The organism is Rhizobium sp. SG741 (assembly GCF_012275435.1).
GTDB lineage: Bacteria > Pseudomonadota > Alphaproteobacteria > Rhizobiales > Rhizobiaceae > Rhizobium > Rhizobium lusitanum.
Genome location: NZ_JAAZQP010000006.1, coordinates 389,606 through 413,089 on the forward strand (window position 1 = coordinate 389,606; position 23,484 = coordinate 413,089).

At 60.4% G+C, this 23,484-nt stretch carries 19 protein-coding genes and 3 pseudogenes; 19 read left to right on the forward strand and 3 right to left on the reverse strand.

All coding sequences use genetic code 11. The features are described 5' to 3' along the window. The first annotated feature begins 11 nt into the window (after positions 1-11). Together FHT29_RS18220 and FHT29_RS18225 are read left to right on the forward strand one after the other, a co-directional pair. Positions 12-1,310 (forward strand): FAD-binding oxidoreductase, encoded by a 1,299-nt coding sequence (locus tag FHT29_RS18220; protein ID WP_168598087.1) that lies wholly within the window; start codon positions 12-14, stop codon positions 1,308-1,310. Between the two features lie 173 nt (positions 1,311-1,483). Further along, the gene (locus FHT29_RS18225; RefSeq protein ID WP_168599964.1) at positions 1,484-2,701 is read left to right on the forward strand and encodes an SfnB family sulfur acquisition oxidoreductase; all 1,218 of its coding nucleotides are present in this window, start codon (positions 1,484-1,486) and stop codon (positions 2,699-2,701) included. A 78-nt stretch (positions 2,702-2,779) separates the two neighbouring features. Here FHT29_RS18225 and FHT29_RS34510 read toward each other — a convergent pair. Continuing rightward, positions 2,780-2,971, reverse strand: a pseudogene (locus FHT29_RS34510) (hypothetical protein); the annotation flags it as partial. Between the two features lie 255 nt (positions 2,972-3,226). Between FHT29_RS34510 and FHT29_RS18230 the strand changes: the two are divergent. The 16 genes and pseudogenes from FHT29_RS18230 to FHT29_RS18300 all read left to right on the forward strand — a co-directional run bounded on the left by FHT29_RS18230 (position 3,227) and on the right by FHT29_RS18300 (position 20,610). After that, on the forward strand, positions 3,227-4,027 hold the full coding sequence (locus tag FHT29_RS18230; RefSeq protein WP_245297560.1) for a CDP-diacylglycerol diphosphatase: 801 nt from the start codon (positions 3,227-3,229) through the stop codon (positions 4,025-4,027). A gap of 383 nt (positions 4,028-4,410) precedes the next feature. Then, positions 4,411-4,530 (forward strand): annotated as a pseudogene (locus FHT29_RS34515) (3-oxoacyl-ACP reductase); the annotation flags it as partial. Positions 4,531-4,984: 454 nt separating this feature from the next. Next, on the forward strand, positions 4,985-6,085 hold the full coding sequence (locus FHT29_RS18235; protein ID WP_047558975.1) for an LLM class flavin-dependent oxidoreductase: 1,101 nt from the start codon (positions 4,985-4,987) through the stop codon (positions 6,083-6,085). A gap of 115 nt (positions 6,086-6,200) precedes the next feature. Next, positions 6,201-7,445 carry an acyl-CoA dehydrogenase family protein gene (locus tag FHT29_RS18240; RefSeq protein ID WP_168599965.1) on the forward strand — a complete coding sequence of 415 codons (1,245 nt, stop codon included), beginning with the start codon at positions 6,201-6,203 and terminating at the stop codon, positions 7,443-7,445. Beyond that, complete coding sequence (locus tag FHT29_RS18245; protein WP_168599966.1) at positions 7,442-8,503, forward strand: ketopantoate reductase family protein; 1,062 nt, start codon at positions 7,442-7,444, stop codon at positions 8,501-8,503. Before FHT29_RS18240 ends, FHT29_RS18245 begins: the two co-directional genes overlap by 4 nt. Before the next feature lie 21 nt (positions 8,504-8,524). Continuing rightward, a complete protein-coding gene (locus FHT29_RS18250) occupies positions 8,525-9,118 on the forward strand; it encodes a TetR/AcrR family transcriptional regulator (RefSeq protein WP_168599967.1) in 594 nt (197 codons plus the stop codon). Further along, positions 9,102-9,704 carry a DsbA family protein gene (locus FHT29_RS18255; protein WP_112442858.1) on the forward strand — a complete coding sequence of 201 codons (603 nt, stop codon included), beginning with the start codon at positions 9,102-9,104 and terminating at the stop codon, positions 9,702-9,704. The genes FHT29_RS18250 and FHT29_RS18255 overlap by 17 nt, the downstream gene beginning before the upstream one ends. 231 nt (positions 9,705-9,935) lie before the next feature. Continuing rightward, on the forward strand, positions 9,936-12,260 hold the full coding sequence (locus FHT29_RS18260) for a molybdopterin guanine dinucleotide-containing S/N-oxide reductase (protein WP_168599968.1): 2,325 nt from the start codon (positions 9,936-9,938) through the stop codon (positions 12,258-12,260). Between the two features lie 194 nt (positions 12,261-12,454). Further along, complete coding sequence (locus FHT29_RS18265) at positions 12,455-14,107, forward strand: ABC transporter substrate-binding protein (RefSeq protein ID WP_168599969.1); 1,653 nt, start codon at positions 12,455-12,457, stop codon at positions 14,105-14,107. A 39-nt stretch (positions 14,108-14,146) separates the two neighbouring features. Continuing rightward, positions 14,147-15,157: an ABC transporter permease gene (locus tag FHT29_RS18270; protein WP_168599970.1), complete on the forward strand. Its 1,011-nt coding sequence runs from the start codon at positions 14,147-14,149 to the stop codon at positions 15,155-15,157. Further along, on the forward strand, positions 15,154-16,002 hold the full coding sequence (locus FHT29_RS18275; RefSeq protein ID WP_037197611.1) for an ABC transporter permease: 849 nt from the start codon (positions 15,154-15,156) through the stop codon (positions 16,000-16,002). The genes FHT29_RS18270 and FHT29_RS18275 overlap by 4 nt, the downstream gene beginning before the upstream one ends. Next, positions 15,981-17,711, forward strand: coding sequence for an ABC transporter ATP-binding protein (locus tag FHT29_RS18280; RefSeq protein WP_168599971.1), 1,731 nt, complete (start codon positions 15,981-15,983; stop codon positions 17,709-17,711). The genes FHT29_RS18275 and FHT29_RS18280 overlap by 22 nt, the downstream gene beginning before the upstream one ends. After that, on the forward strand, positions 17,708-18,790 hold the full coding sequence (locus tag FHT29_RS18285; protein WP_168599972.1) for an LLM class flavin-dependent oxidoreductase: 1,083 nt from the start codon (positions 17,708-17,710) through the stop codon (positions 18,788-18,790). The genes FHT29_RS18280 and FHT29_RS18285 overlap by 4 nt, the downstream gene beginning before the upstream one ends. Before the next feature lie 70 nt (positions 18,791-18,860). Further along, positions 18,861-19,099 (forward strand): annotated as a pseudogene (locus FHT29_RS18290) (transposase); the annotation flags it as partial. Between the two features lie 314 nt (positions 19,100-19,413). Then, positions 19,414-19,809, forward strand: coding sequence for a cytochrome c (locus tag FHT29_RS18295; RefSeq protein WP_037197607.1), 396 nt, complete (start codon positions 19,414-19,416; stop codon positions 19,807-19,809). Positions 19,810-19,842: 33 nt separating this feature from the next. Continuing rightward, positions 19,843-20,610 carry a cytochrome b/b6 domain-containing protein gene (locus tag FHT29_RS18300; RefSeq protein WP_051963606.1) on the forward strand — a complete coding sequence of 256 codons (768 nt, stop codon included), beginning with the start codon at positions 19,843-19,845 and terminating at the stop codon, positions 20,608-20,610. Here the strand turns inward: FHT29_RS18300 and FHT29_RS18305 are convergent. Both FHT29_RS18305 and FHT29_RS18310 read right to left on the reverse strand, forming a co-directional pair. Further along, the gene (locus FHT29_RS18305) at positions 20,607-21,950 is read right to left on the reverse strand and encodes a HAMP domain-containing sensor histidine kinase (protein ID WP_168599973.1); all 1,344 of its coding nucleotides are present in this window, start codon (positions 21,948-21,950) and stop codon (positions 20,607-20,609) included. The genes FHT29_RS18300 and FHT29_RS18305 overlap by 4 nt on opposite strands. After that, a complete protein-coding gene (locus FHT29_RS18310) occupies positions 21,943-22,626 on the reverse strand; it encodes a response regulator transcription factor (RefSeq protein WP_047639995.1) in 684 nt (227 codons plus the stop codon). Before FHT29_RS18310 ends, FHT29_RS18305 begins: the two co-directional genes overlap by 8 nt. A 482-nt stretch (positions 22,627-23,108) precedes the next feature. Between FHT29_RS18310 and FHT29_RS34520 the strand changes: the two genes are divergently transcribed. Then, positions 23,109-23,375: a hypothetical protein gene (locus FHT29_RS34520; RefSeq protein WP_244655229.1), complete on the forward strand. Its 267-nt coding sequence runs from the start codon at positions 23,109-23,111 to the stop codon at positions 23,373-23,375. Positions 23,376-23,484 lie beyond the last annotated feature (109 nt).

The window sequence follows — 23,484 nt, forward strand, 5'->3', positions numbered from 1 at the left end:
AACGCTCGCCGATGTCCAGCCATATTGCTCGCCCCATCAACCCGACGCTGTGGACGCTGACGACAGGCCCGGCTCCTGACCTCGCTCACGATGTGCCTTCACGTTGCGACGTGCTCGTGATCGGCGGCGGCTTCACGGGCCTGACGGCAGCACTCCATCTTGTCCGCGCCGGCCGCTCCGTCACCGTTCTCGAAGCGGGACGGCTCGGCGCCGGCGCAAGCGGCATGAATGCCGGCTTCGTCGTTCCCAACTTTGCGAAGGCCGACCCGGCCGCTGTCCGTCAGAAACTGCCTCGCGACGAGGCCGATGCTCTTCTATCGCTCGTCGGAGCGGGAGCCGACCAGGTTTATGCGACCATCGCCGAAGAAGAGATCGCCTGTGATGCCACGCAAACCGGTTGGCTGCAGCCGGCCTATGGCGAAGACATGGCGGATGTCCTGCGACAGCGCGCTCGCGATTGGACGGAACTCGGTCGCCCCGTAGAATTCCTCCAGGCACGCGATATTCATGCCGAAACGGGAATGGACATCTATTCCGGCGGATTGATCGACCACTCCGGCGGCACCATTCATCCGCTGAACTATCTTTACGGTCTTGCGCGCGCCGTGACGAGGCGTGGCGGCATCATCCGCGAGAATAGCAAGGTCGACAGTATCGTCCGAAATGGCCGGGCTTGGCAGGTCGCTTTAGCGGATCGGGAAATCAAGGCAGACAGCGTTCTGCTCGCCACCAACGCCTTCACCGGCGGTGTCGCGGCGCGCATAGGACGCACCGGCGTGCCGCTCAGGGTCTATCAGGTGGCGACCAAGCCGCTCGACACCGAGACCGTTGCCCGTATCGCGCCGCATCGGCGCCCGGTCGGCGACACGCGTTCCAACCTTTTCACCTACCGGCTGGACCGTGACAACAGGCTGATCAGTGGCGGCATGGCCATCAATCCGATAGGCGCCTTCGATCGGGTCGGTCGCGCCGTTGTCGACCGTCTTGTGTCCGAACTCCGCCTGCCGCGCCATCCGGGCGTCGAAGTCGTCTGGACCGGCATTGCCATCATGACGCCGGACTTCCTGCCGCGTCTTTATCGTTTCGGTGACGGCTTCTTCGGCGGCATCGGCTGCAACGGTCGGGGGATCGCCATGACGGCTCAGCTGGGTCATGTACTTGCCAGACTGGCACTTGGCGAAGCAGCGGAGTCCCTGCCGATCCCGCTTCAGCCCGCCCGCTCGCTACCTTTTCACAGTTTCACGCCGCTCGTCGCCTCACTTGCCCTGGCGCATGCCCGTTTTGACGACTGGCGGAGGGGCCGCCTGTGACTGGCAGGCGCACTTAACGCGCACGTGCGACATTGCTCCGAACGCAGTTATTATCTACCTATTCTATAGATAAAGAAAACACGAACCGGACCCCTTCACAAAAACGAAATGCCTTTCCTCGAAGCGCGGCTTTGAATGCTGCATCGTGACGCCGATGAAACCGGAGTCGGCCTATGAACGCGCAATTGCACCATCTCAACTCGACGCATCCGCAGGCAACGCTGCTTGAGACTGAGCAGCAGGCGCTGGCCGTCGCTCGCGATCTTGCCGCGCGTTTTGCCTCCACGGCATCCGATCGCGACAGCGAAAGGCAGCTTCCCTTTGCCGAGATGGATGCGCTGTCGCAATCCGGACTGCTGGCGATCACTGTTCCGGAAGAGTATGGCGGACTGGATGTCTCGAATACCGTGCTGGCGGAGATCACCGCTATCCTCGCGCAGGCCGACGGCTCGATCGGCCAGATTCCGCAGAACCATTTCTATATCCTGGAAGCATTGCGCGTCGACGGCTCGGAGGAGCAGAAGCGTTACTTTTTCGGCCGCGTTCTGGCCGGCGACCGCTTCGGCAACGCCTTGTCGGAACGCGGCACGAAGACGGTCGGACATTATAATACCCGCATCACCCGCGACGGCCCGGGCTACCGCATCAATGGGCGCAAATTCTATTCGACAGGCGTTCTCTTTGCCGATTGGGTCACGGTCTTCGCGCTCGACGAGAACGACAAGCTGGTGATGGCCTTCGTTCCGAAGGGCACCGAGGGCGTCGAGGTCATCGACGACTGGGACGGCTTCGGACAGCGTACAACCGGCAGCGGCACCACTGTACTCAACAATGTCTACGTCAATGCCGACTGTGCCGTTTTCCATCACAAAGGCTTCGAGCGGCCGACGACGATCGGCTCGGTTGGCCAGATCATCCATGCCGGCATCGATCTCGGCATTGCCAGGGCCGCATTCGCCGAAACGCTGGATTTCGTGAGAACCAAGTCGCGCCCCTGGATGGACAGCGGCGTCGAGCGCGCATCAGACGATCCGCTGACGATTGCAAGGATCGGACAGATCGCCATTCGATTGGAGGCCGCAACCGCGACCCTCGAGCGCGCCGGCAGAAAGATCGACGCGGCGCAGGTCGAAACCACGGAAAAGAAGGTCGTGGAGGCAACGCTGGCGGTCGCGGCAGCCAAAGTGCTGACGACGGAAATCGCCATCGAAGCGACGAACACGCTGTTCGAGCTTGCCGGGACCGCATCGGTCAAACTGGACCTCAATCTCGACCGCCACTGGCGCAACGCCCGCACCCATACGCTGCACGACCCGGTCCGCTGGAAATACCACGTCGTCGGCAACTATCACCTGAACGACGTCATCCCGCCGAAGAACGGCGCGCTCTGACGAAGACACAAAGAAAAGCCCCGTAGCCAAGTCGGGCAACGGGCTTTTCGTTGTTCGGTTCATTCATGATCGGCTGTAAAGGCCACGCTTATTTCCGTGGCAGTGTTCGACCTTGGGCATCACCTTGCGCTTTGCGGCAGCGCACGAGCAGAGCTTGTCGGTTATGATCCGCTTAGGCGAACAGCCTTGTTTGTACAGGAGCCGATTCTGCAACCACTTCGCGGCTTTTGCGCCCCGGCGAATTTGCACAATCTCGCCGAGGACATAGCCCGCGGAAAACCGTGACGTTTACAGCCGATCGGACGAATGCGCATGCGCCGCGTCCCATCATCCAAATCGGCATTGCTGATATCGCCCGTGCAGCTCCTTAGTAAATCGCCCCCTCCTGCAAATGACCTCTTCCTGCCTTGCCAGACAAAGATTCTGGAAATATCAATGTTTCGACAGCGGAATGGAAATCTCCGCCGAATTCTGGCGGTCCGTGGTTCTTCCGCGTCTATCGCAAGGGATTCAAGATAGGCTATCGTGAGCCATGTCTTCGGACATGACTGGCTCATCAGCAGAAATTCGAAATCACGTATGAAATATCGTCCTGTCGTTCTCTCTATTTCTCTCGTTATTGCAGTCATCATCATGAGCTCATTTGCCAGCCGCTCTGCCTTGGGGCTGGTCGTTGAAGCCTGCGAGATCAACTCTACCCTGACGGGATCGCCATATCCGTGCCTCAAAGTAGTTCAGGCGCAGGATCCATTGTCCGCCTACGTCGTTCTTCGCGAACCGGCTGACAAAGAGCGAACCATTCTTGCGCCGCTAGCCGATGTGCCCGGTATCGAAGACCCGCGCCTTCTGGCCGCGGGAGCGCCGAACTATTTTGACGCAGCGTGGAAAGAGCGAACAGCCGCAATAAGCCTGCGCGCAGGGAAGGTTTCGCCGCAGGATTTTGCGCTAGCGATAAACCCCGCCAGTTGGCGTACACAAGATCGCCTTCATGTACACATGGGATGCGAGACACCTCGCTTTCGCGCGTTGCTGAAGACCCATGCGGCAGAGATCGGAAGTGTCCGGTTTACAAACTTGAGAACCAATGCCGGTTGGTGGGCAACATTCCATGCGGCCGATGACCTCTCAAATTTGAACCCGTTGACGGCTGTCGCAGACGGTGTTGATGGAGCCCGCTCAAATATGGAAAACGTGGTCGTTGGCGTTTTTGGCTCCACGTTGCCGGACGGGCAGCATGGCTTCTATATTCTGGCGAGAATAATCGGAGCAAACAAATCCCACGGCGGGTCCGCGGAGGATATGATTGATCCTAAATGCCAACTCTAGGGCGGTCATATGGAGATCGCATGTTCCTAGTCGGCATGCCGCAGACTTCGCGCATGGATAAGGGCAACCTCGTATGCTCACACGGTGTGAACCGGTTCTGCACAACGACCCCGTTGAGATCCCCTGCAACAATTTGAAATCAACAGGAAAATCGGAACATAAACGGGGTCATGGGCGACGCCGGCATGATCGCCATTCTCTCCAAAAAATCGGAAAGAAAGCCATCATGTCCAGTCAAAACTCCTCACCCAAGATTACTCTTGTGACCGGCGGTAGCCGCGGTCTCGGCCGGAAAGCGGTCGCCGTACGCTTGATACCGCTGACGTCGGTTCTTTCGACGCCTTCGCCGCCTCTCTGCGCAGCGAATTGGGTCGGCTCGGACACGAAACATACCTGAGGTGAATGCTTTCATCGCGTCGCAGAAAGCTCTCGGGCGCGCCAGAGTACCCGACGATATCGGGCCTGTTATCGCGGCGTTGCTGTCCCCGTCCCAGCGCTATATCCGCAACGGCAACCGAGAGCGTTTTCGCAAGCCTTTCGTTGAAAAGGCTTATGCCCTTCCTCCCAATCGTTGGGCACTAAACTGCCACAGCATTGGTGCACGGATCCATGACGGCGCCGATCATTTCGCCTTCGTCTTGCAGCCAACAGATTTCGGGCGGGCACAGGCCAACATACGATTGAGGACCTCCTTGCCATTGCATCCGGCAGACGGTCTCCACATCAGTGCCCTCCGGCTGGGCGTTGTATGATCGGGAACTACCGGCACGAGATGTTGAGACAGAATCTCGATGTCTGAAATCGACTTACTCAAGGCTGCCCGCAACTCATCAACCCTGCTTAGGCGGGATAAAATTCTACTATTTCTATAGAAAAAGAATGACCTGTCTTTCTGCGACTGCGAGGTCGCGTTAGCATCCACATACGATCCGATGAGCCAAACATGGGGATAATCATATGCCGACCGAATTCATCAGCATCACGTTTCCAAACGCGTCGACCGAGATAAGTCCTCTCGAGAACCCCGCACTCGATCCGCAATATCTCGCGCGCTATGCCCGTTCGCTCGACGATTACGGCTTCAACTACACCCTCATCCCCTATGATACCGCGTCTTTCGATCCCTTCACCATTGGTGCAACTGTCGCGGCGCACACGAAGAACATCAAGATCATCATCGCCCTTCGCCCGAATACTATCTATCCGACGGTTGCGGCAAAATCGCTCGCGACGCTCGATCAGCTCAGCGGCGGCCGCGTGGTTGTCCACTTCATTGCCGGCGGGAGCGATGAGGAACAGGCCAAGGAAGGCGATTTCCTCGACAAACATCAGCGCTATGAACGGCAGGAGGAGTATATCCGCATCCTGCGTCGCGCCTGGGGGGCGAGCGAACCTTTCGACTTCGATGGGCGGTATTATCAATTCAAGCAGTTTCATAGCCGAGTGCGTCCTGTCAACGGCACCATCCCGGTGTCAGTCGGCGGGTCTTCGGACGAGGCTTACCGCATCGGCGGCGAGCTTGCGGATATCTTCGGACTGTGGGGCGAACCGCTGGCGGAGACCAAGCAGCAAATCGATCGCGTCTACGCCGAAGCGGCACGGGCCGGACGTAAGGATCGCCCGAGGATCTGGGTCACCTTCCGTCCAATTATTGCGGAAACGGATGAGCTTGCCTGGGCCAAGGCTCATCGCACACTCGACTTGCTGAAGGAAAATCGTGCCAAAGGTCTTGGCAAGGTTCCGCCGACCGCGCCTTCCCCGCAGAATGTCGGCTCGCAGCGCCTTCTGGAAATTGCGTCCCGTGGCGATGTGCACGATCGGGCTCTCTGGTACCCGACGGTGACGGCGACGAATGCGCGCGGTGCGTCCACTGCCTTGGTCGGCTCGCCAAGAACGATCGCGGACTCGATCCTCGACTATGTCGATCTCGGCGCCGATCTGATTTCGATCCGCGGTTACGACAATCTGAACGATGCCATCGACTACGGCCGCTATGTCTTGCCACTCGTCAGGGCGGGTCTGGCGGAGCGAGAGGCGCCGCAGCAAGCGGTCGCCTGATCCGTCGTCACAGGCACCAACAAACACCACTCGGATTATGCCAGCAACGATCAGCCATCGCGCGGTGAGCGCCGCGCGATGGCATTCCTCGCTGCTTCAAAGAGGCTGATGCAAAGTGTCTTATAGCACCATCGATCTGGCGGAAGTAACCAGCAAGCTTGCCGCCGCAGCACCCGCGGCGGACGCGTCGGGCGCCTTTCCCTGGCCCGGCATCGAAGCTGTGCATGCTGCCGGTCTTCTCGAAAGCACGGTGGCGACACGCTTCGGCGGGAAGGGCGCGAGCATTGCCGACGTTGGACGTCTCCTTGCGGCGCTTGGCCGGGGTGATCCTTCCGTCGCCTTGATTAGTGCGATGACCATATTCACTCATCTCGGGCAGGCGGCAGCCAGCCGGTGGCCGGACCCGCTTTACCGACGTTTGCTGGAAGACGCCCGGGATCGTCCCATCCTGTTGAACGCCGCGCGGGTAGAGCCTGACCTTGGCTCCCCCGCTCGTGGCGGACTTCCCGACACATTGGCACGCCGCACCGCCAGTGGGTGGGCGATCTCGGGTCGCAAACGTTTCGTCACGGGTGCTCTCGGCTTGACCCATTTCCTCGTCTGGGCTCGCACCGATGAAACACCGCAACGGGTCGGCACTTTCGTCGTTCCATCGAAACTTTCCGGCATCGAGGTGATCGAGAACTGGAAGAGCCTGGGAATGCGGGCCAGCGGCTCGCACGACGTAGAGTTCAAGGACGTCGAGGTGCCGCTCGAAGATGTCGTCGATCTGGTCGACGTCTCGGTTGGCGCGCAGGACAATCGTGCCCATGCCGCCGCTTCCGTCGCGCTGACCGCCATATATCTCGGAGCGGCAGAAGCTGCCCAGGAGGCGTTCATCCGCTTCGGTCACGAACGGATACCCGCCAATCTCGGCTTTCCGATTGCAAGAACGGACAGGTTTGTTTCTGCGGCCGGCGAGATCGACCTGCTCGTGGGTGGAGCAAGACAAATCCTCTTCAACGCGCTCGACCATTCACTGGATGAACCGGAAGCTCTCATCAGGGCGCGCCTTCTTGCGGCGCGCAACATACGCGACGCGGTTCAACTTGCCGTTCGCACGCTTGGCAATCCCGGTCTCAACGGTGATCTGGGAATCGAGCGGCATTTCCGCGACGTCCAATCGGTTCTCGTGCACGCGCCCCAGGAAGACACCGCGGTTTCGATCCTCGGGCGCTCATCATGCGTCCTGTGGAACCAAAAAAACGAGGAGAAACAGCCCATCTTCACCGAGGAAAAAACTCCCGATTCAATCTCCGGCTCCTCGCAAACCGAAAACACACGAGAACTCCTGAACGCCATTCCTGGAAGACGAGCATGACGCGCTACATCATTATCGGAGCAGGCGCTGTCGGTGCCAGCCTTGCCGCGCAGTTCGAGCTTTCGGGCCTCGACTATGCCCTTGTCGGCCGTGGTGCCCAGATAAGACATATCATCGATCATGGCCTTGCCTACCGGCGGCCCGCCGGGACACGGCAGATCCGGTTGAAGGCCTTCGATACTGCCCAGCCACCATCGCTGCGGCAAGACGATATCCTGCTGCTGACGGTGAAATCGCAGGACGTTGCGGAAGCTCTTGCCTTCTGGGCCTGGCGGGCAATCGAATATTCGCAGGAGCTGACAGCATCCGATCTGCCAATCGTCACGTTTCAAAATGGCCTGGCAACGGAAGCAGCCGCTCTCAGAATTTTTCCGAACGTCTACGGCGCCAGCATCCTGACCCCTGCCCGGTTCACCGAGACCGGTCGGGTCGTAGTCGGCGGCGACCCCCAGGTGGCCGTCGTCACCATTGGCCGTTATCCGCATGGAACGGATGAGACGGCTGCCAAGCTCGTCGCAGACCTCGGCCGGTCCGATTACATTGCCGAGACGACCAGTGATATTCAGCGATGGAAAGCGGCGAAGCTTCTTCACAATGTACGCAATGTGCTGGAGCTCTTCGACGGCGCCGAAGATGAGCGAGCAGCATTCAGTGCGGCCCTTGTCCAGGAGACCGAGACGGTTCTCAAGGCGGCGGGCCATACTTTCGCGTCACACTCGGAGCGTACAGTCAGCGTAGCGCACTGGAAGATCACCGAAAACTCCGGCATTCGGGCCGGCCAGCAGTCGACCTGGCAGAGTTTCACGCGCGGCGCGTCGAGCGAAGTCGACTTCCTAAACGGAGAGATCGTCCTTCTCGGACGCCTGCATGGGATAGTTACGCCCTATAACCGTGCCGCCCAGGAGATTGCCGGATCGGCGGCACGACAAGGTGGCTTCACGGCGCTCCTTCCTTTCGCTAATCTGCGCCGGCTTGCCGAGAACCACCTTTCTTTCTCCATCCTTACCCATTCGAGACCGAAAGCACATCAGACGGGTGGATCCCGGGGTTTTGCGTGAGAAGGCATCCGGACCAACACGATGAAAATATCCGAGCATATCCTGACCACCGCTGGCGCCCTCTTCTACAGGGAAGGCATCCGCGCCGTGGGCATAGACCGTATCGTCGACGAGGCCAACGTCGCCAAAGCGACCCTCTACAGACACTTTCCCTCCAAGGATCATCTTGTCGCAGCCTATCTCGAGGAGCGTCACGAGCGCGTGCTTCTTTCTCTGAGAGAGGTGACTTCCACCGCCACGCTATTGCCGCGGGACCAGATTGCCCTGATTTTCGAGCGCCTGTTCGAAAAGGCCGATAGTCCCGAGTTCCGCGGTTGCGCATTTGCCTTGGCGGTCGCCGAACACGGCGATTCCGAGCGCGTCGTATCTGTCGCTCGCGAGCATAAGAATGCCGTGCGCAACATCTTCCGCGCCATCATGGCGGCTGCCAAGCGTTCGACGGAACAGAGTGCTGCCCACATGTCGTTGCTTTACGAAGGGGCGCTGGCGACAGTCGCCGTCGGCCGTGATCCCCAAGCCGTTCTGGTGGCGCGTGACTGCGCGCTGTCCGTCTTCGATATGGCTACCGGCCAATCTATTTCCTCTGGAGAGAAACCTTATGACCAAAACCATTGACTATTTTTTCGGGATCGGATCGCCGTGGTCGTACATAGGTCTCGATCCGTTTATCGATCTTGCGGCGCGGTTCGGCGCCAAGGTTCACCCCTACCTTATTCCGCTGATCGTCGAAAACGGTGCCATCTACTCGCGTGAACGGCCGGACGCGCGGCGCGCATATTGGGTGAAGGATCTCCAGCGCTGGGCCGCAATTCGCGGCAAAACACTCGACTTCACCAATCGATCCGCGCTCACTGACCCAACCCCTGCCGGCTTTCTTGTTTTGGCAGCCCAGCTCGAAGGGATGGATTGGGTCGCACTCACCCGGGCGCTGCAACAAGCATTCTGGAGCAACGGTGCGGATATCGGCAACGCCGATGTGCGAAAGGCAATTGCCAATGGTGCGGGGTTTGACGGTGCGGCGCTCGAAGCTCGCGCGGCATTTCCCGACATCTCCGAACTCTGGAGCAACAATCGCGAAGTTGCAAAGGAGGCGGGCGTCTTCGGCCTTCCGACCTTCCGCTATGAAGGCGAGCTCTATTGGGGGCAGGATAGCCTCCCCTTTCTGGAGCGCCATCTGTCGGGTGAAAAACTGGTGGCCTGACCGAAATCCTCCGGCCGTCTCCAATCAAAAAGTCAGGGCGCGATGTCGCGCGAAAACCACGCACACTTTCGGTATCCTGCCCTAGCGCCAGATCTCGGTAGAACCGGTGCGTTCGGAAAACTGCGCCGAACTCGATGAGGTCGGCACCGTCAACAGGATGATGGTGCGGTATGTCCTGCCTGAGTGACATCGGTGGCCTGTTGAAACGCCTTGATAGCATGGAGCTTGCAGATGAATTCGCTTCAAACCCATAGCTCCCATTGGGGCGCCTTTTCGGGCCGCTACGAGGACGGGAAGCTCGAAATCCGCGCCCATCCGGCCGACCCGCATCCCTCCCCCTTGCTGGGCAATCTGCCGGCGGTCGCCCATAGCCCCGCGCGCATACGCCGTCCGGCCGTAAGACGCGGCTGGCTTGATGGCAAGAAAGGTAATGCTGAGGATCGCGGCGCGGATGAGTATGTGGAAGTCAGCTGGCCACAAGCGCTTGACCTTGTTGCGAAGGAGCTTCGGCGCGTTTACGGAGACTTTGGAGCCCAGGCCATATTCGGCGGTTCCTACGGCTGGTCGAGCGCGGGACGCTTCCATCATGCACAGAGCCAGATCCATCGCTTCTTGAATGTGCTCGGCGGGTATGTGCGATCCGTCAATACTTACAGCTCCGGTGCTGCGATGGTCATCATTCCGCATGTCTTGGGGCCGTATGACCATTTCGACCGTAAGAGCGTCACCTGGGATGCCATCGAACGGAGCAGCGAGCTGATCGTCGCCTTCGGCGGAATGGCGCTCAAGAACACGGACGTGCATGGCGGCGGCATCAGCGCGCATATCGTACGCCAGACACTCAACGGTGCGCGGGCGCGCGGTGCGCGTTTTGTCCTCGTCAGCCCGTTGAGGGACGATTTTCCCGCTGAGCTGAATGCGCAGTGGCTGCCGATCGTACCAGGCACAGATGTCGCACTGATGCTCGGTATCGCGCATGCGCTCGTCAGCGAGGGATTGCACGACCGCGAATTTCTTGATCGCTACACGGTCGGTTACGAGCGTTTCGAGGATTATCTACTCGGCCGCGCCGATGGTGTCGAAAAGAGCCCGGAATGGGCTGCGGGCATCTGCGGCATCGGCGTCGACGATATCAAGAACCTCGCACGTGCCATGGCACACGCAAGGACGCTGGTCACCGTCAGCCATTCTCTCCAGCGCGCCGACTATGGCGAGCAGCCTGTGTGGATGGGCATCGTGCTGGCCGCAATGCTCGGGCAGATCGGACTGGAGGGCGGCGGCTACGCCTATTCCCTCGGTGCGTTGGGCAATATCGGCAAGGCCCAGCTTGCCGTTCCACTGCCGACCCTTGGCCAGTTCAAAAATCCGGTGCCGGATTTCATTCCCGTCGCCCGTGTCGCCGACATGCTCCTCAATCCCGGCGACGAATTCAATTACAACGGCCATGCGATGCGCTATCCCGATATCCGCCTCGTCTATTGGGCAGGCGGCAACCCCTTTCATCACCATCAGGATCTCAACAGGCTGCGCGCGGCGTTCAAGAGACCAGAGACCATCATCGTGCATGAGACGGCCTGGACGTCCTCCGCGCGTCACGCGGATATCGTGCTGCCTGCGACCACCACGCTTGAGCGCGACGATATCGGCGCGGCGGACCGTGATCCTCTGATGATAGCGATGAAGAAGCTGATCGAGCCGGTTGGGGAAGCGCGAGACGATTATGAGATCTTCTCCGAGATAGCGCGCCGTCTCGGAAAATTCGAAGAGTTCACCGAAAACCGCACCAGCCGGGATTGGCTCGCCTTCCTGTTCGAGACCACGCGCTCGGCGCTTGCAGCCGGTGGACACGAGGCTCCCGATTTCGAAGTGTTCTGGAAACGCGGAGAGATTCGCCTGCCGCTCAAGCCCGACGATGGCGGCCCGGCCCGCGCCTTTCGCAATGATCCGTCCGGATCCCCCCTGCAGACGCCATCCGGAAAGATCGAGATCTTTTCGCAGACGATCGAGGGCTTCGGCTACGACGACTGCCGTGGCCATCCGCGATGGTATTCTCCCAGGGCGGAGACCAAGGCGGACGAGAGCTATCCTCTGCATCTGGTCTGCAACCAGCCACATTCGCGGCTACATAGCCAGTTGGACTATGGAGATTTCAGCCGTTCCACCAAAATCAAGGGTCGGGAGCCGGTTCGCATCAACCCCGCCGACGCGGTCGAGCGCGGTATCGCGGATGGCGGGATCGTAAGGTTGTTCAATGCTCGCGGTAGTTGCCTCGCCGCAGCGGTGATAAGCGAGGACGTGCGTAAGGGGGTCATGCAGTTGGCGACAGGCGCATGGTTCGAGCCGGACGACCCGACCGCCGGCAACGCAATGTGCATTCACGGCAATCCCAACATCCTTACCCACGATGTTGGGACCTCGCAGTTGGCTCAGGGCTCGACCGGACAGCTTACAAGGGTGGAGGTCGAACGCTTCGTTGGCGAGGCGCCGCCGGTGCGGATATTCGACGGGCCCAAGGTACAAAAACCGATTCCAATAGGATCCGTACCGAGACCCTGAACGCCAAGGAGGGTTTTGAACCCGCAGCACCCTCGCGGACACGCCCTGAAAAAAGCTGACCCTTGCGCATGCGAAAATCGGACAAAATAATCTATAAAATTAGTAGAAAAAGAACAACTGGTCTTTCTCCTTTAGGTCTGCCTGCATAGGCTCTGTTTCACGAATTCTCAGAACCCGACCATCAGGATCTCTCCATGACCGAACGCCTTTTTTCGTTGTCCCTCTCTCGGCGTCGTCTGCTGATCACCACTTCCGCCGTGGCAACCGGCGCTCTGGTGACGATGGCAGGCCTCACTCCGGCTCTAAGTGCCGGCGAGCCGACCAACGGCGGGGACATCACCTTCCTCATCGACTCATTGGGCGATACCTGGATCCCGAACAACAGTGCGATCTCCAGTTTTCAAGGCCACATCTGGGGACACGTGACCGACAAGCTTCTCTACGTCGACGCCGACGGCAATGTCAGCCCCTGGATCGCCGAGCGGTGGGAGCAGAACGACAGCGCTACCGAGTTCACCCTCCATCTCAAGACCGGCGTGACGTTCTCCGACGGTACCTCGCTCGATGCGTCGGCCGTCGTCGCCAACCTCGACATCTGGTATGCCGGCCGCAAGAACGAGGGCATCAACCCGATTGGTCTCTTCCCCAAAACCTACGACCATGCCGAGGCGGTTGACGCGACCACGGCGAAGGTCTTCTTCAAAAAGCCGACGCTCGGCTTCATTCCGACCCTCGGCTATCACGGCTCCATCCTGATCTCCCCCAAGACCATCGCACAGCCGGCCGCGCAGCAGGCTGACCTCAGCAAGACCTCCGGCAGCGGCCCTTACGTGGTCGATTCCTGGAAGGAAGGCGATTTCGTCAAGCTGGTCAAACGCAAGGATTACAACTGGGGTCCTGCGGCGGTCGGTCATACCGGTCCAGCCTATCTCGACACAATCACCTATAAGCTGGTGTCCGAGCCCTCGCTGCGAGTCGCCGCTGTCCAGTCCGGCCAGGCGGACGTCGCCTACAACGCCTCGCCACAGGAGTTGGAGTCTCTCAAGGCAGAGGGCTTCACCATCGCGACGCCACGTTATCTTGGCTTCGTGAACGGCTGGGCGATCAACACCAAGCTTGCGCCATACGATGACGTGAAGGTACGGCAGGCCCTCCAGGCCGGCATCAATCGCCAGGAAATCATCGACACCGTCTACACGCCGGACTGGAAGCTTGCGACGTCCTTCATCCAGAGCAATGTGCCGGGAGCGACCGACCAAAGCAACCTGCTGGCCTATAACCCCGATAGAGCCGAAAAGCTCCTCGACGAGGCGGGCTGGATAAAGGGTGCCGGCGGCATCCGCACCAAGAATGGCGAGCCGCTGTTGCTGACGCTGTATTCCAACCCCTACCTCGCAACATCCAAATCGGTCGACGAACTCATCGCCCAGCAGCTCGGCAAGATTGGCTGGAAAGTCTCGATCCGTGCCTACGATGTCGTCACATTCGGCCAGAAGGTCAAATACGGCGGTCCGGCTGTGCCTGCCTACGAGGTGACGCGCAGCTTCATCGACGCAGGCACCGTCGCCAGTATCCTGACAAACGCCAACAACGGCGAGAACTGGTTTGCGCTCGACGAGAGCGACAAGACGCTCAACGAGCTGCGCGACAAGATCGCCAGCGCTGGTTCTACGGAAGCCCGAAAACCGCTCCTGGACGAGCTGCAGAAATACATCCTCGATCAGGGCTACTTCATCCCGCGCACACAGATCGTCCAGCGGATCTACGTTCAGTCTCCCAAGCTCAAGGGCGCGGTCTACAACGGCGTCGCCTACGCCAGCTACTACACGGCCACGAAAAGCGCGTAACCCGCAGTTCAACCGAGCAACGCAAGAAGGTGACCGGCAATGAGCAAAGCCTACCTAAACTACGGCGCAAAGCGCCTCGTGCAGGCGATCGTCGTAATCCTGTTGGCTTATGTCTTCACCTTCGTCGTTGTCAGCATCCTGCCCGGCGACCCCATCACCAATGTCTTGAACAATCCTCAGAATGGGTTCACGCAAGAGGAGATCAAGGAGATTATCGCCGCTCAGGGTCTGGATAAGCCGATCCCGGTGCAGCTATGGACATCCTTTTCCGGCTTCGTGACCGGCGATCTGGGCCTGTCGATGCGGACCAATCGGCCTGTGACGACCCTGATCGCCGAGGTCCTCCCGTCGACGTTGGTCCTTGCTTCCGCAGGCCTCATCGTCGCGCTTCTGCTGGCGGCGGTGATCGCCTATGGCACACAGTTTGTTCCGAAACGGTTGGGCCAGGGCCTGCTGCGAGGCTTCCCGTCATTGTTCCTGTCAGTGCCAAACTTCGTGATCGGCCTGGTGCTGATCCACCTCTTCGGTTTCCAGCTTGGCGTCTTTCGCGTAATTGAGCCCGACAGCGTCTGGGCGACCCTTTTTGCGGCGATCGCCCTCGGTATCCCCATCTCCGCGCAGATCGCCGAAGTACTGATCGCGAACCTCGACCATGAGTCCGGGCAGGAATACGCCGCTGTCGCGCGAGGCCGTGGCCTCGGGCAAATGCGCCTGTTCGCCAAGCACCTGCTTAAGCCGTCCTCGCTCCCGGTCGTCACCGTCATCGCGCTGACTATCGGCGAACTGCTCGGGGGCTCGCTGATCACCGAGACGGTCTTTGGACGCACCGGTCTTGGCAGCTTGGTGCAGCGTTCGGTGAGCACTCAAGACCTGCCCGTCCTTCAGGCGGTCGTCTCGCTGGCAGCGGTGGTCTTCGTGATCGTCAACCTGATCGCCGACCTCGCCTACCCGCTACTCGACCCGCGCGTAAAGCTCCTCGGCGCTCCCGAGCGTCGTCCAACCACGGCTGATGAAGGCGCCGTCAGCGTTTCCAAGGCGGTGACATCATGACCCTCGCCTCTGCCTACTCGACCTCGCGTGTCACGGCGATCAGCCGGCTGACAACCCTCCGTATGCCGCCGGTCGTCGCGCTCTCTTTCGCAATCGTCGCGATCGCGATTGCCTGGTCGGTCGCCCCAAGCCTGTTCACGAGCTACGACCCTATCAACGGCATTCCTGCTCAAAAACTGCTCGGCCCCACCGCGGCGCACTGGTTCGGCACCGATCACCTCGGTCGCGACCTCTTCACCCGTGTCGTCTATGGCACAGCCTCCTCGGTGGCGAGCGCGCTGATCGCCGTAGTCATCGGCGTTGCCGCTGGCGGCCTCATCGGCCTGCTGGCCGGCTTCTTCGGCGGCTGGGTGGACACCGTGTTCGCCCGCCTGGTCGACGTATTGCTTGCAATTCCAAAATTCCTGCTGGCCGTCATCGTCGTCACGGCCATCGGCTTCGACACCACGAACGCCGCTATCGCAACGGGCGTTTCGGCGGTGGCCCTCTTTGCCCGGGTGATGCGCTCCGAGGTCATCAAGACCCGGCAGGCGACGTTCGTCGAGTCTTCCTTTCTGCTGGGCGGGTCGCGCTGGCACATCCTATGGCGCCACGTGCTGCCAAACGCATCGCGCTCGGTGCTGCCGCTGGCAGTGCTGCAGTTCGGCGACTCGATCCTGATAATCGCCAGTCTCGCTTTTCTCGGTTACGGCGACCCGCCGCCCGCCTCCGATTGGGGCCTGCTGATCTCGATCGGCAAGGACTATCTCAAATGGCCGTGGCTCGTTTACGCGCCCGCTTTTGTCACAATCGCGACCGTCCTCTCTGTAAACAGGATCAGCCGATGGCTCCGCAAGACAGACTGACTGAGCTTTTCACTCGCACTGACACCACCGGGTCGGCGCTGCAGCGATCGGCCTCACTGCTCCGGATCGACGGGTTGTCGGTTTCCTACGGACCGCACCAAGTCGTCAGCGACGTCGGATTTGAACTCGGCCGCGGCAAGAGCCTCGCTCTCATCGGCGAGTCGGGCTCGGGCAAATCGACGATTGCCCGAGCCGTGCTGCGACTGCTTCCCACCGGTGGGCGCGCTACCGGCCGCGTCGAGTTCGACGGCCAAGAGGTGCTGGGGCTCTCGGAGCGGCGTTTCCGGCCGTTGCGGGGACGTGCTATCGGGTTCGTCCCGCAAGACCCCGGCAACTCGCTCAACCCGGTGCGGACGATCGGCGCCCAGGCGATGGAGGCTGCCGCGCTCATCGACGAGCCCAATAAAACACTCCGCAAGGCGCTGATCTTGGAGACATTCGCTCAAGTTGGGCTCGACAATCCCCAGCGAGTTTATGACTCCCACCCGCATCAACTGTCCGGCGGCATGCTGCAGCGTGTGCTGATTGGCCTTGCAGTTCTTCCACGGCCGTTGCTGCTGGTCGCAGACGAGCCGACCTCCGCGCTCGACGTCACGATCCAGAAGCGCATCCTCGACTTGCTTTCCAAGTTGCAGCACGAGTTGGAAATCAGCCTGCTCCTCATCACCCACGATCTGGCGATCGCCTCCGAACGGGCGGACTCGCTGGTGGTGCTCAAGGACGGCGTCATCCAGGAAGCCGGCAACACCGCGGCCGTCTTCTCCTCGCCTGCTTCGGCATACGCGAAGAAGCTGCACGCCGACGTTCCGGCCCTCAACCCCGATCGCTATCGTGCACTGCGCGACCCCGCCTTCCGCCTCATCGGGGCCAAGGCTGACAAGGCGCCGAAGATCGAGGTAAGCGGCGTCACGAAGACCTTCACGGTCGACGGCAAGGTATTAACGGCCGTCGATGACGTGTCGTTTGCCGTCCAGGCTGGCACCACACACGCGCTTGTCGGCGAGTCAGGTTCGGGCAAGACGACGGCAATCCGGCTGTTGCTTGGGCTCGAGCAACCTGACATCGGAAACGTCACCGTCGCCGGCGAACAGCTCAACGGTCGCTCGCACGAGTCGCTGCGCGCGGTATGGCGCCACCTTCAGCTCGTCTACCAGAACCCGTTCACCTCACTGGACCCGACCTGGAAAGTCGAGCAACTGGTGGGCGAACCGCTCGACCGATTCAAGATTGGAACCCGCGAGGAGCGGGCCAAGCAGGTCCGCGAAGCGTTGGCCAATGTCGGGCTCGGCGAGCACCTGCTTGCACGCAAGCCGGAAGCCTTGTCAGGTGGCCAACGCCAGCGCGTGGCCATTGCCCGGTCGCTGGTCCTCAAGCCGGATGTGATCGTGCTCGATGAGCCGACCTCGGCGCTCGACGTCAGCGTCCAGGCCGACATCGTCGAGGTGCTGCTTTCGCTACAAGCCAAGCTTGGCCTGACCTATGTGTTCGTCTCCCACGATTTGGCCCTGATGCGCCAACTCGCCCACACCGTCTCGGTGATGCAGCGCGGGCGTATCGTCGAACACGGGACCGTCACCGATATCTTCGAAACCCCCCAGCAGCCCTACACCCGGTCGCTGCTGGAGTCGATTCCGTCCGGTGCCGCTCGCATCGCCCGCGTGCCACACCCGCAACCCCGACGGATCTTCAACGAGGAAAAAATCGCATGAATGTGATTGCGCCCGCCAGAACGCTGTCCACATCGTTCCGACCGAAGACGCGACTCGGTTTCAACACTCGGGTGTCCTTCAACGATGACGCCGGGCCGGCACAGGGGCTGCGCGACGGGATCGATCTGTTCAAGGCCGCGGAGCGGTTGGGTTATCAGTCGGGCTGGGCCTACCAGCGACACTTCGACCACTACCTGTCTTCACCGCTTCCGTTCTTCGCCGCGGCCGGCCAGCACACCAAGCATATCACGCTCGGCTCGGCTGTTATCCCGATGCGCTACCAGGACCCTATCCTGCTCGCCGAGGCGGCTGGCACGACCGACCTGTTGATCGGTGGGCGCTTGGAGCTGGCCATCTCGACCGGCGCGAATGCGGCCTTCGACGCTGTCTTCGGTACAGTCGACACCGATGCCCGGACGGAGGCCAAGCGCCGCCAGTCGCGCTTCCTCGCCGCGATCGCGGGCGAGGTTCTCCACACCGTCGCCGGGGCGGGCCAGGGTGCCCCAGAGGGCGCCGAGCTGCGCGTGACACCGCACAGCCCGACCCTGCGGTCCCGGATTCGGCAGGGCTCCGCCAGCCTGGGCTCCGCGGTGCAGGCTGCCGAGCTCGGGATCGGGCTCATCTCCGGAACCGTACAACACGACCACGCCGAGGGCGAGACCTTTGGAGAGTACCAGGCCCGCAGCATCGAGGCTTTCCGTTCCACCTGGCGCGAGACGTGGGGCACTGAGCCGCCGTCGGTCGCCGTCGCCGCCTCGATCCTGGTCGGCACCACTGCCGAGCTCCGGGAGAAGTACGCCGCCTACGACCTCGAGCGCCGCACCCAGGGAATCGCGGCGTCCCGTCCCAAGGGCGCGCTTGCGCCAGCCAATCAGCCGCCTGGGGCTCAGATTTCCCCGGTCTTCCATGGCTCCCCCGACGAGGTGCTTGAGGCGGTCCTCAACGACCCCGGCCTCGCCGCCGCAGACGAGATTGTGCTCTTCCTTCCGCCCGCCTTCGGTCTCGCCGAGAACGTACGGCTGCTGACCGACCTCGTGAAGACGGTGGCCTCGAGCCTGGGCTGGACGCCTGCCGCGTGACCACGCATAACCCTATGCCTTGACGGGTTCGCTATCTCGCCTTCAACGCGTTGCCCGCAACTCTTTGTGGCGGCTGGCGGGGCATCCCGGCATCGGCCCGATCACGGCAAGCGCTATCGTTGCGGCGGCACCCGATGCATCACTGTTTTCCTCGGGCCGTTCCCTTGCAGCGTGTCCTGGCCTGACACCGCGCTCGCATAGCAGTGGCGGCAAGGAGACGCTTGTCAGCATCAGCGGGGCGACAGCTATACTCGGCGCCTACTCGTTGTCGGGGCCACGGCGGTGATCCGTCGAGCAAGACAGGATAATGCCCATTTAATGTGAGATTCTCTTCATCGCGAATCTCAAATTGCCTGCCAAACGAAATCCAAACGGTCGCATTCTTACGTCCAAGTGCCACGCGACGTCAGGTCTTCCAATCAATGGATCGCAACAGGCGAACCTGTCAAAAGCCTGTCATAGGACGATGAAAGCGGTCTGCTGAAGAGGTGTGATCGCGCATTTCGCCGCAATTGCTCCCCTAGATGTCAGGGCTCTTGAGAGCTGCAGTTTGGTCGTTGCCGTCAATCATCCGGTTCCGGCCAAAAGTACCCCCATTTGGAAATCAACAAAAATCGAGCGTCATGACAAAATCGCAAAAATCATTCTCCAAGCTGAATCGTTACATCTGTGCCGGACTTGTTCTCGCCGTACTGGCGGTGCCGGCCGTTGCCGCTTCACTTAAGAGTATCATGGGCAGCATGGGCGATAACACGACTTCGGCCAAGGCGGTCCTTGCCAACTTCGACGGCAAAGCCGCCGAGCAGGTCCTGCGGCGCTACGCGGCGGATGCCGAGGCCGCCGATGCCATGTTTACCAACCCGGGCAGCGCCAAGGAGAAGGATCTCCATGCCCGCTTCAGCAAGATGGCCATGATTGCCAACACCGCGAGCCAGCAGGCGCAAGATAAAGCCTCGTTCCGCAAGGCATTCGCGGCGGTGGCAACCGAGTGCAAGTCCTGCCACGCGACTTACAAATAGCCGCTGCAAATTTCTCCGAACAGGACACTCCGTATGAGCGAACAAAGATCAGCCTATAAGCCTTACTCCCAGCCACCCGCCGAACATAGCGGCAAGACTTCATCCGCCAAGGGTGATGTCGTTCGTGCGTGGGACCTTCCCACGCGTCTGTTCAAATGGTCGCTCGTCGCTTTAATCCTGGTGGCCTGGGTCTCGAGCGGTTTCAACGATCCGGATATGACCGTTCACAAGGCGGCCGGTTACGGCGTTCTCGTGCTGGTGGTCTACCGCGCCCTTTGGGGTGTTTTCGGGAGTTCAACGGCTCGTTTTTCCGGTTTCGTGCGTTCTCCCGCCGCCGTATGGACTTACCTGAAGGCACTACGGCTAAACCGTGCGGGGCGCTATCTCGGCCACAATCCCGCGGGTGGTCTGATGGTTATCGGTCTCATCGTCGTTTGCGGTGTGCAAGTTCTGCTTGGGATGTTCTCCAGCGACGGAGTGACCGCCTCAGGGCCTTTTGCTGGACTGGTGGGTGATACGGTTTCCAGTTGGGCTGCTTCGATCCATGCTGCGTGGTTCTATTTCGCCATCCTTGCCTTGGCCGGGCTGCATATCGTCGCGAACTTCTACTACCAGTTCGTCAAGCGTGAAAACCTCATCGGCGCCATGATCACCGGCCGCAAAAGGCGCGAAGCCTATGTCGATCATAAGGAAGCGACGGGTGGATCTCTGCCCGTTGCGGCTGTCTGTCTTCTGACAGCCTTTGGCCTGGTTTATGGCACAGTGACGCTGTTTGGCGGCAGTTTCTTCGCCTCAATCTAGGATTTTGGCTGGTCAAACAGGAGGGTCGTGGCGGTGCGACGGCCAGGATCCACCTCAATCTCCATCCGCCCGCCATGCAGCGCCATGATCCGGCGCACGATCTCAAGGCCGATACCCATATGGTCGGCCTTGAGATCGCCAAACGGGGGCTCGGCTGGTGCGTCAAAAACACCAGCATCATCCTTGACCGTCAGACGCGGGCCAGGACCTGCAACGACTTCGATGGTGGTGCCATCGGGGGTATGTTTGGTGGCGTTTTCGATAAGGTTGCGCAGCGCGTCGGCAAGCAGCGGCGCATGGCCTTCGATTGAGCCCGCGCCTAAATTGCTATATGCGATGGTATGATCGCGGTCGTAGACCAGGGGGGCGATATCGGCGACCACCCAATCGGCTAGCTTTGCCAGGTCGACCTGCTGGAACACCGCACGGTCAGCGCTTTCGAGCCGCCCTAGCGCCGTGATCTGACCGACAAAATCCGCCAGTGCATCCAGGTCGGCTTCGATTTTTCGGGCTCGCGGATGTTCGATATTGCCAAGCTCCAGCTTCATCATCGCCAGCGGCGTGCGGATTTCATGCGCAACAGCCGTGGTGAACAGACGCTGCGACTTCATGAGCGCACCAATGCGCGCAAGGCTCCGGTTCACGGCAGCAGCAAGATCGGCAATTTCGCGGGGCATGCTGGTCTGGTTGATCAGATGGCTGGGGTCGAGTGGATCGAGATGGCCGGCCTCTTGCGCCGCTTTTGCAACGGGGCGCAGAGCCTGGCGGATTGACAATAAGGTGCCACCGAGAACGAAAAACAGCATGATCGCCATCGGGGTGGCGAGATGGTCCGCAAACTCACGCCCGATCACCGCCCACATGATGCCATCGCTATCGTGCAGGATCGCGATCTCGACAAAAATCTTGTCTCCATGGATTTCATAGGTCTTGCCGCCGGCGACGGCGAGCGGTTTGCCGTCGCTCAGCATACGAGACCAGAGGTCCGGCGGATTGACCTCCTGCGGCAGAAGGTGATTGTCGCAGCGCGCATCGCAGTTTGTATAGAGAATCTGACCGGAGGGTGTGCGGATACGGGTGATATAGAAGCCACCCCGGATGCCGTAGCGGTGGAGGTCGTGCGGCAGCTTGTAGGGCGCCTCGTCATGGCGGCGTTCGAAACCCTTCGACAGCTCTGCGGTTTCACGTTCGATCATCAACGTCGCCAACTGCTTGTTGTCGAAATAATAATCGGCAAAGACGAGTGCGGCCTGGATCGCCATGGCGAGCGCCGCAAAAAGCGCGATGCGCAGCGTGATGATGCGGATCAGCGTTGGCGGCCGGACAGACCGATCAACCATCTTGCCGCTTTTCCCGCAGCAAATAGCCGATGCCGCGTATCGTTTCGATGCTGATGGGCAAATCGAACGGGGCGAGGCGGCGGCGCAAGCGCGAAATCGCCAGTTCCACGGCATTGGTCGAGATGTCGTCGCCAAATTCGGAGAGCTTACTTTCGATTATTTGCTTAGGAGTGACCCGACCGGCGTTTCGAAGCAGCAGTTCCAAAACGGACCGTTCGCGCGGTGCGACTGCGAGCGGTTCGCCACCTGCCGCCACGACACCATTTGTGGGATCGAAAGATAGGCCGCCAACGACGATGGATTCAATGTAGTGCGGCGCTCTGCGGCGCAGAAGGGCGCGGCAGCGCGCGAGCAATTCGATGTGATTGAACGGTTTGACGAGATAGTCATCGGCGCCGCCATCGAGGGCCGCCACGCGATCCTCGATCGAACTGCGCGCGGTGACGACGAGGATGGGCGGGATAAAGCCGTCACGGCGTAGTTCCCGTATGAGATCCAAACCGTCGCCATCGGGTAAGCCCAAGTCCACCAAGAGCAGGTCATAGCTGACAGTTTGTGTTGCCAGGAGTGCGGCGCCAACCGTCGCCGCACTATCCAGGCGCCAACCGGCCCGATGGACACTTTCGGCCAGCAAATCGCGTAGACGCGCACTATCCTCGACTAGTAACAAGCGCATACGCACCTCGATCTGCAATCATAGTGGTCACGCACCGCAACAACACATTGTCAGCACTACTTCCCGCTGGACTAGCGTTCAATCGAGACTGGTGAACCATACGATTTGAACGGGATTTTGCAAGAACACCTAATGCGGATCGGACGCTGCGCGGCGGAAGCTATTCGCGACCCCGCTTCCCGTTCGCGCGCATGAATGCATCCCGATCTACGCTTGGCACGCCGCGCGATATCGCAATATGGACGCTTGACTGGCCGCCTTCCGGCAGGTCTCCGCGACCGACGCACCTTCATCCACTTGGTTCAGGATGAAGGCCTTTTGAGTGTCCGAAATCTGTGATGCCTCCGTCGTCTTCCGTTCCCTCCAATCCCTCGCGTTCGCGGTATTCCGCTTTTCTTGCATAAATCTAATGTCCAACAACCTGATTATCCATCTCCCGCTCGGTAAATATATGCAGCATCGCAACGACGAGGAATTCAAAGATGAAGGGATTTCTGGGTATTGGCTCCGGCCCAGGCATGGGTTTCGCAACCGCCGAGGGGTTTGCCAAAGAGGGCTTCCAGAGCCGGCCCGCTGCTCTTTCTTTCACTGCTGTCTACATCGAAATGACAGCCGCCGTTGATGCCGCGGTTGTGTTCAACGTGGAGATAGACATGGATTATCGCAAAGTCGGCCCGAGCGGCACGATCGTCACCGCCTATTGTCTCGGTACGATGAAGGCGCTGAATCGGTCGGTGGATGAGGCATGACGGGACCGGGTGCGAATGCGCGGGTCTACCTCGCCTGCGGCGTGACGGCTGCTGGGCTTCGCTTGCGATGAATCGTCTTTTTCCACTTCGGCCACCCTGCAACGGAGTG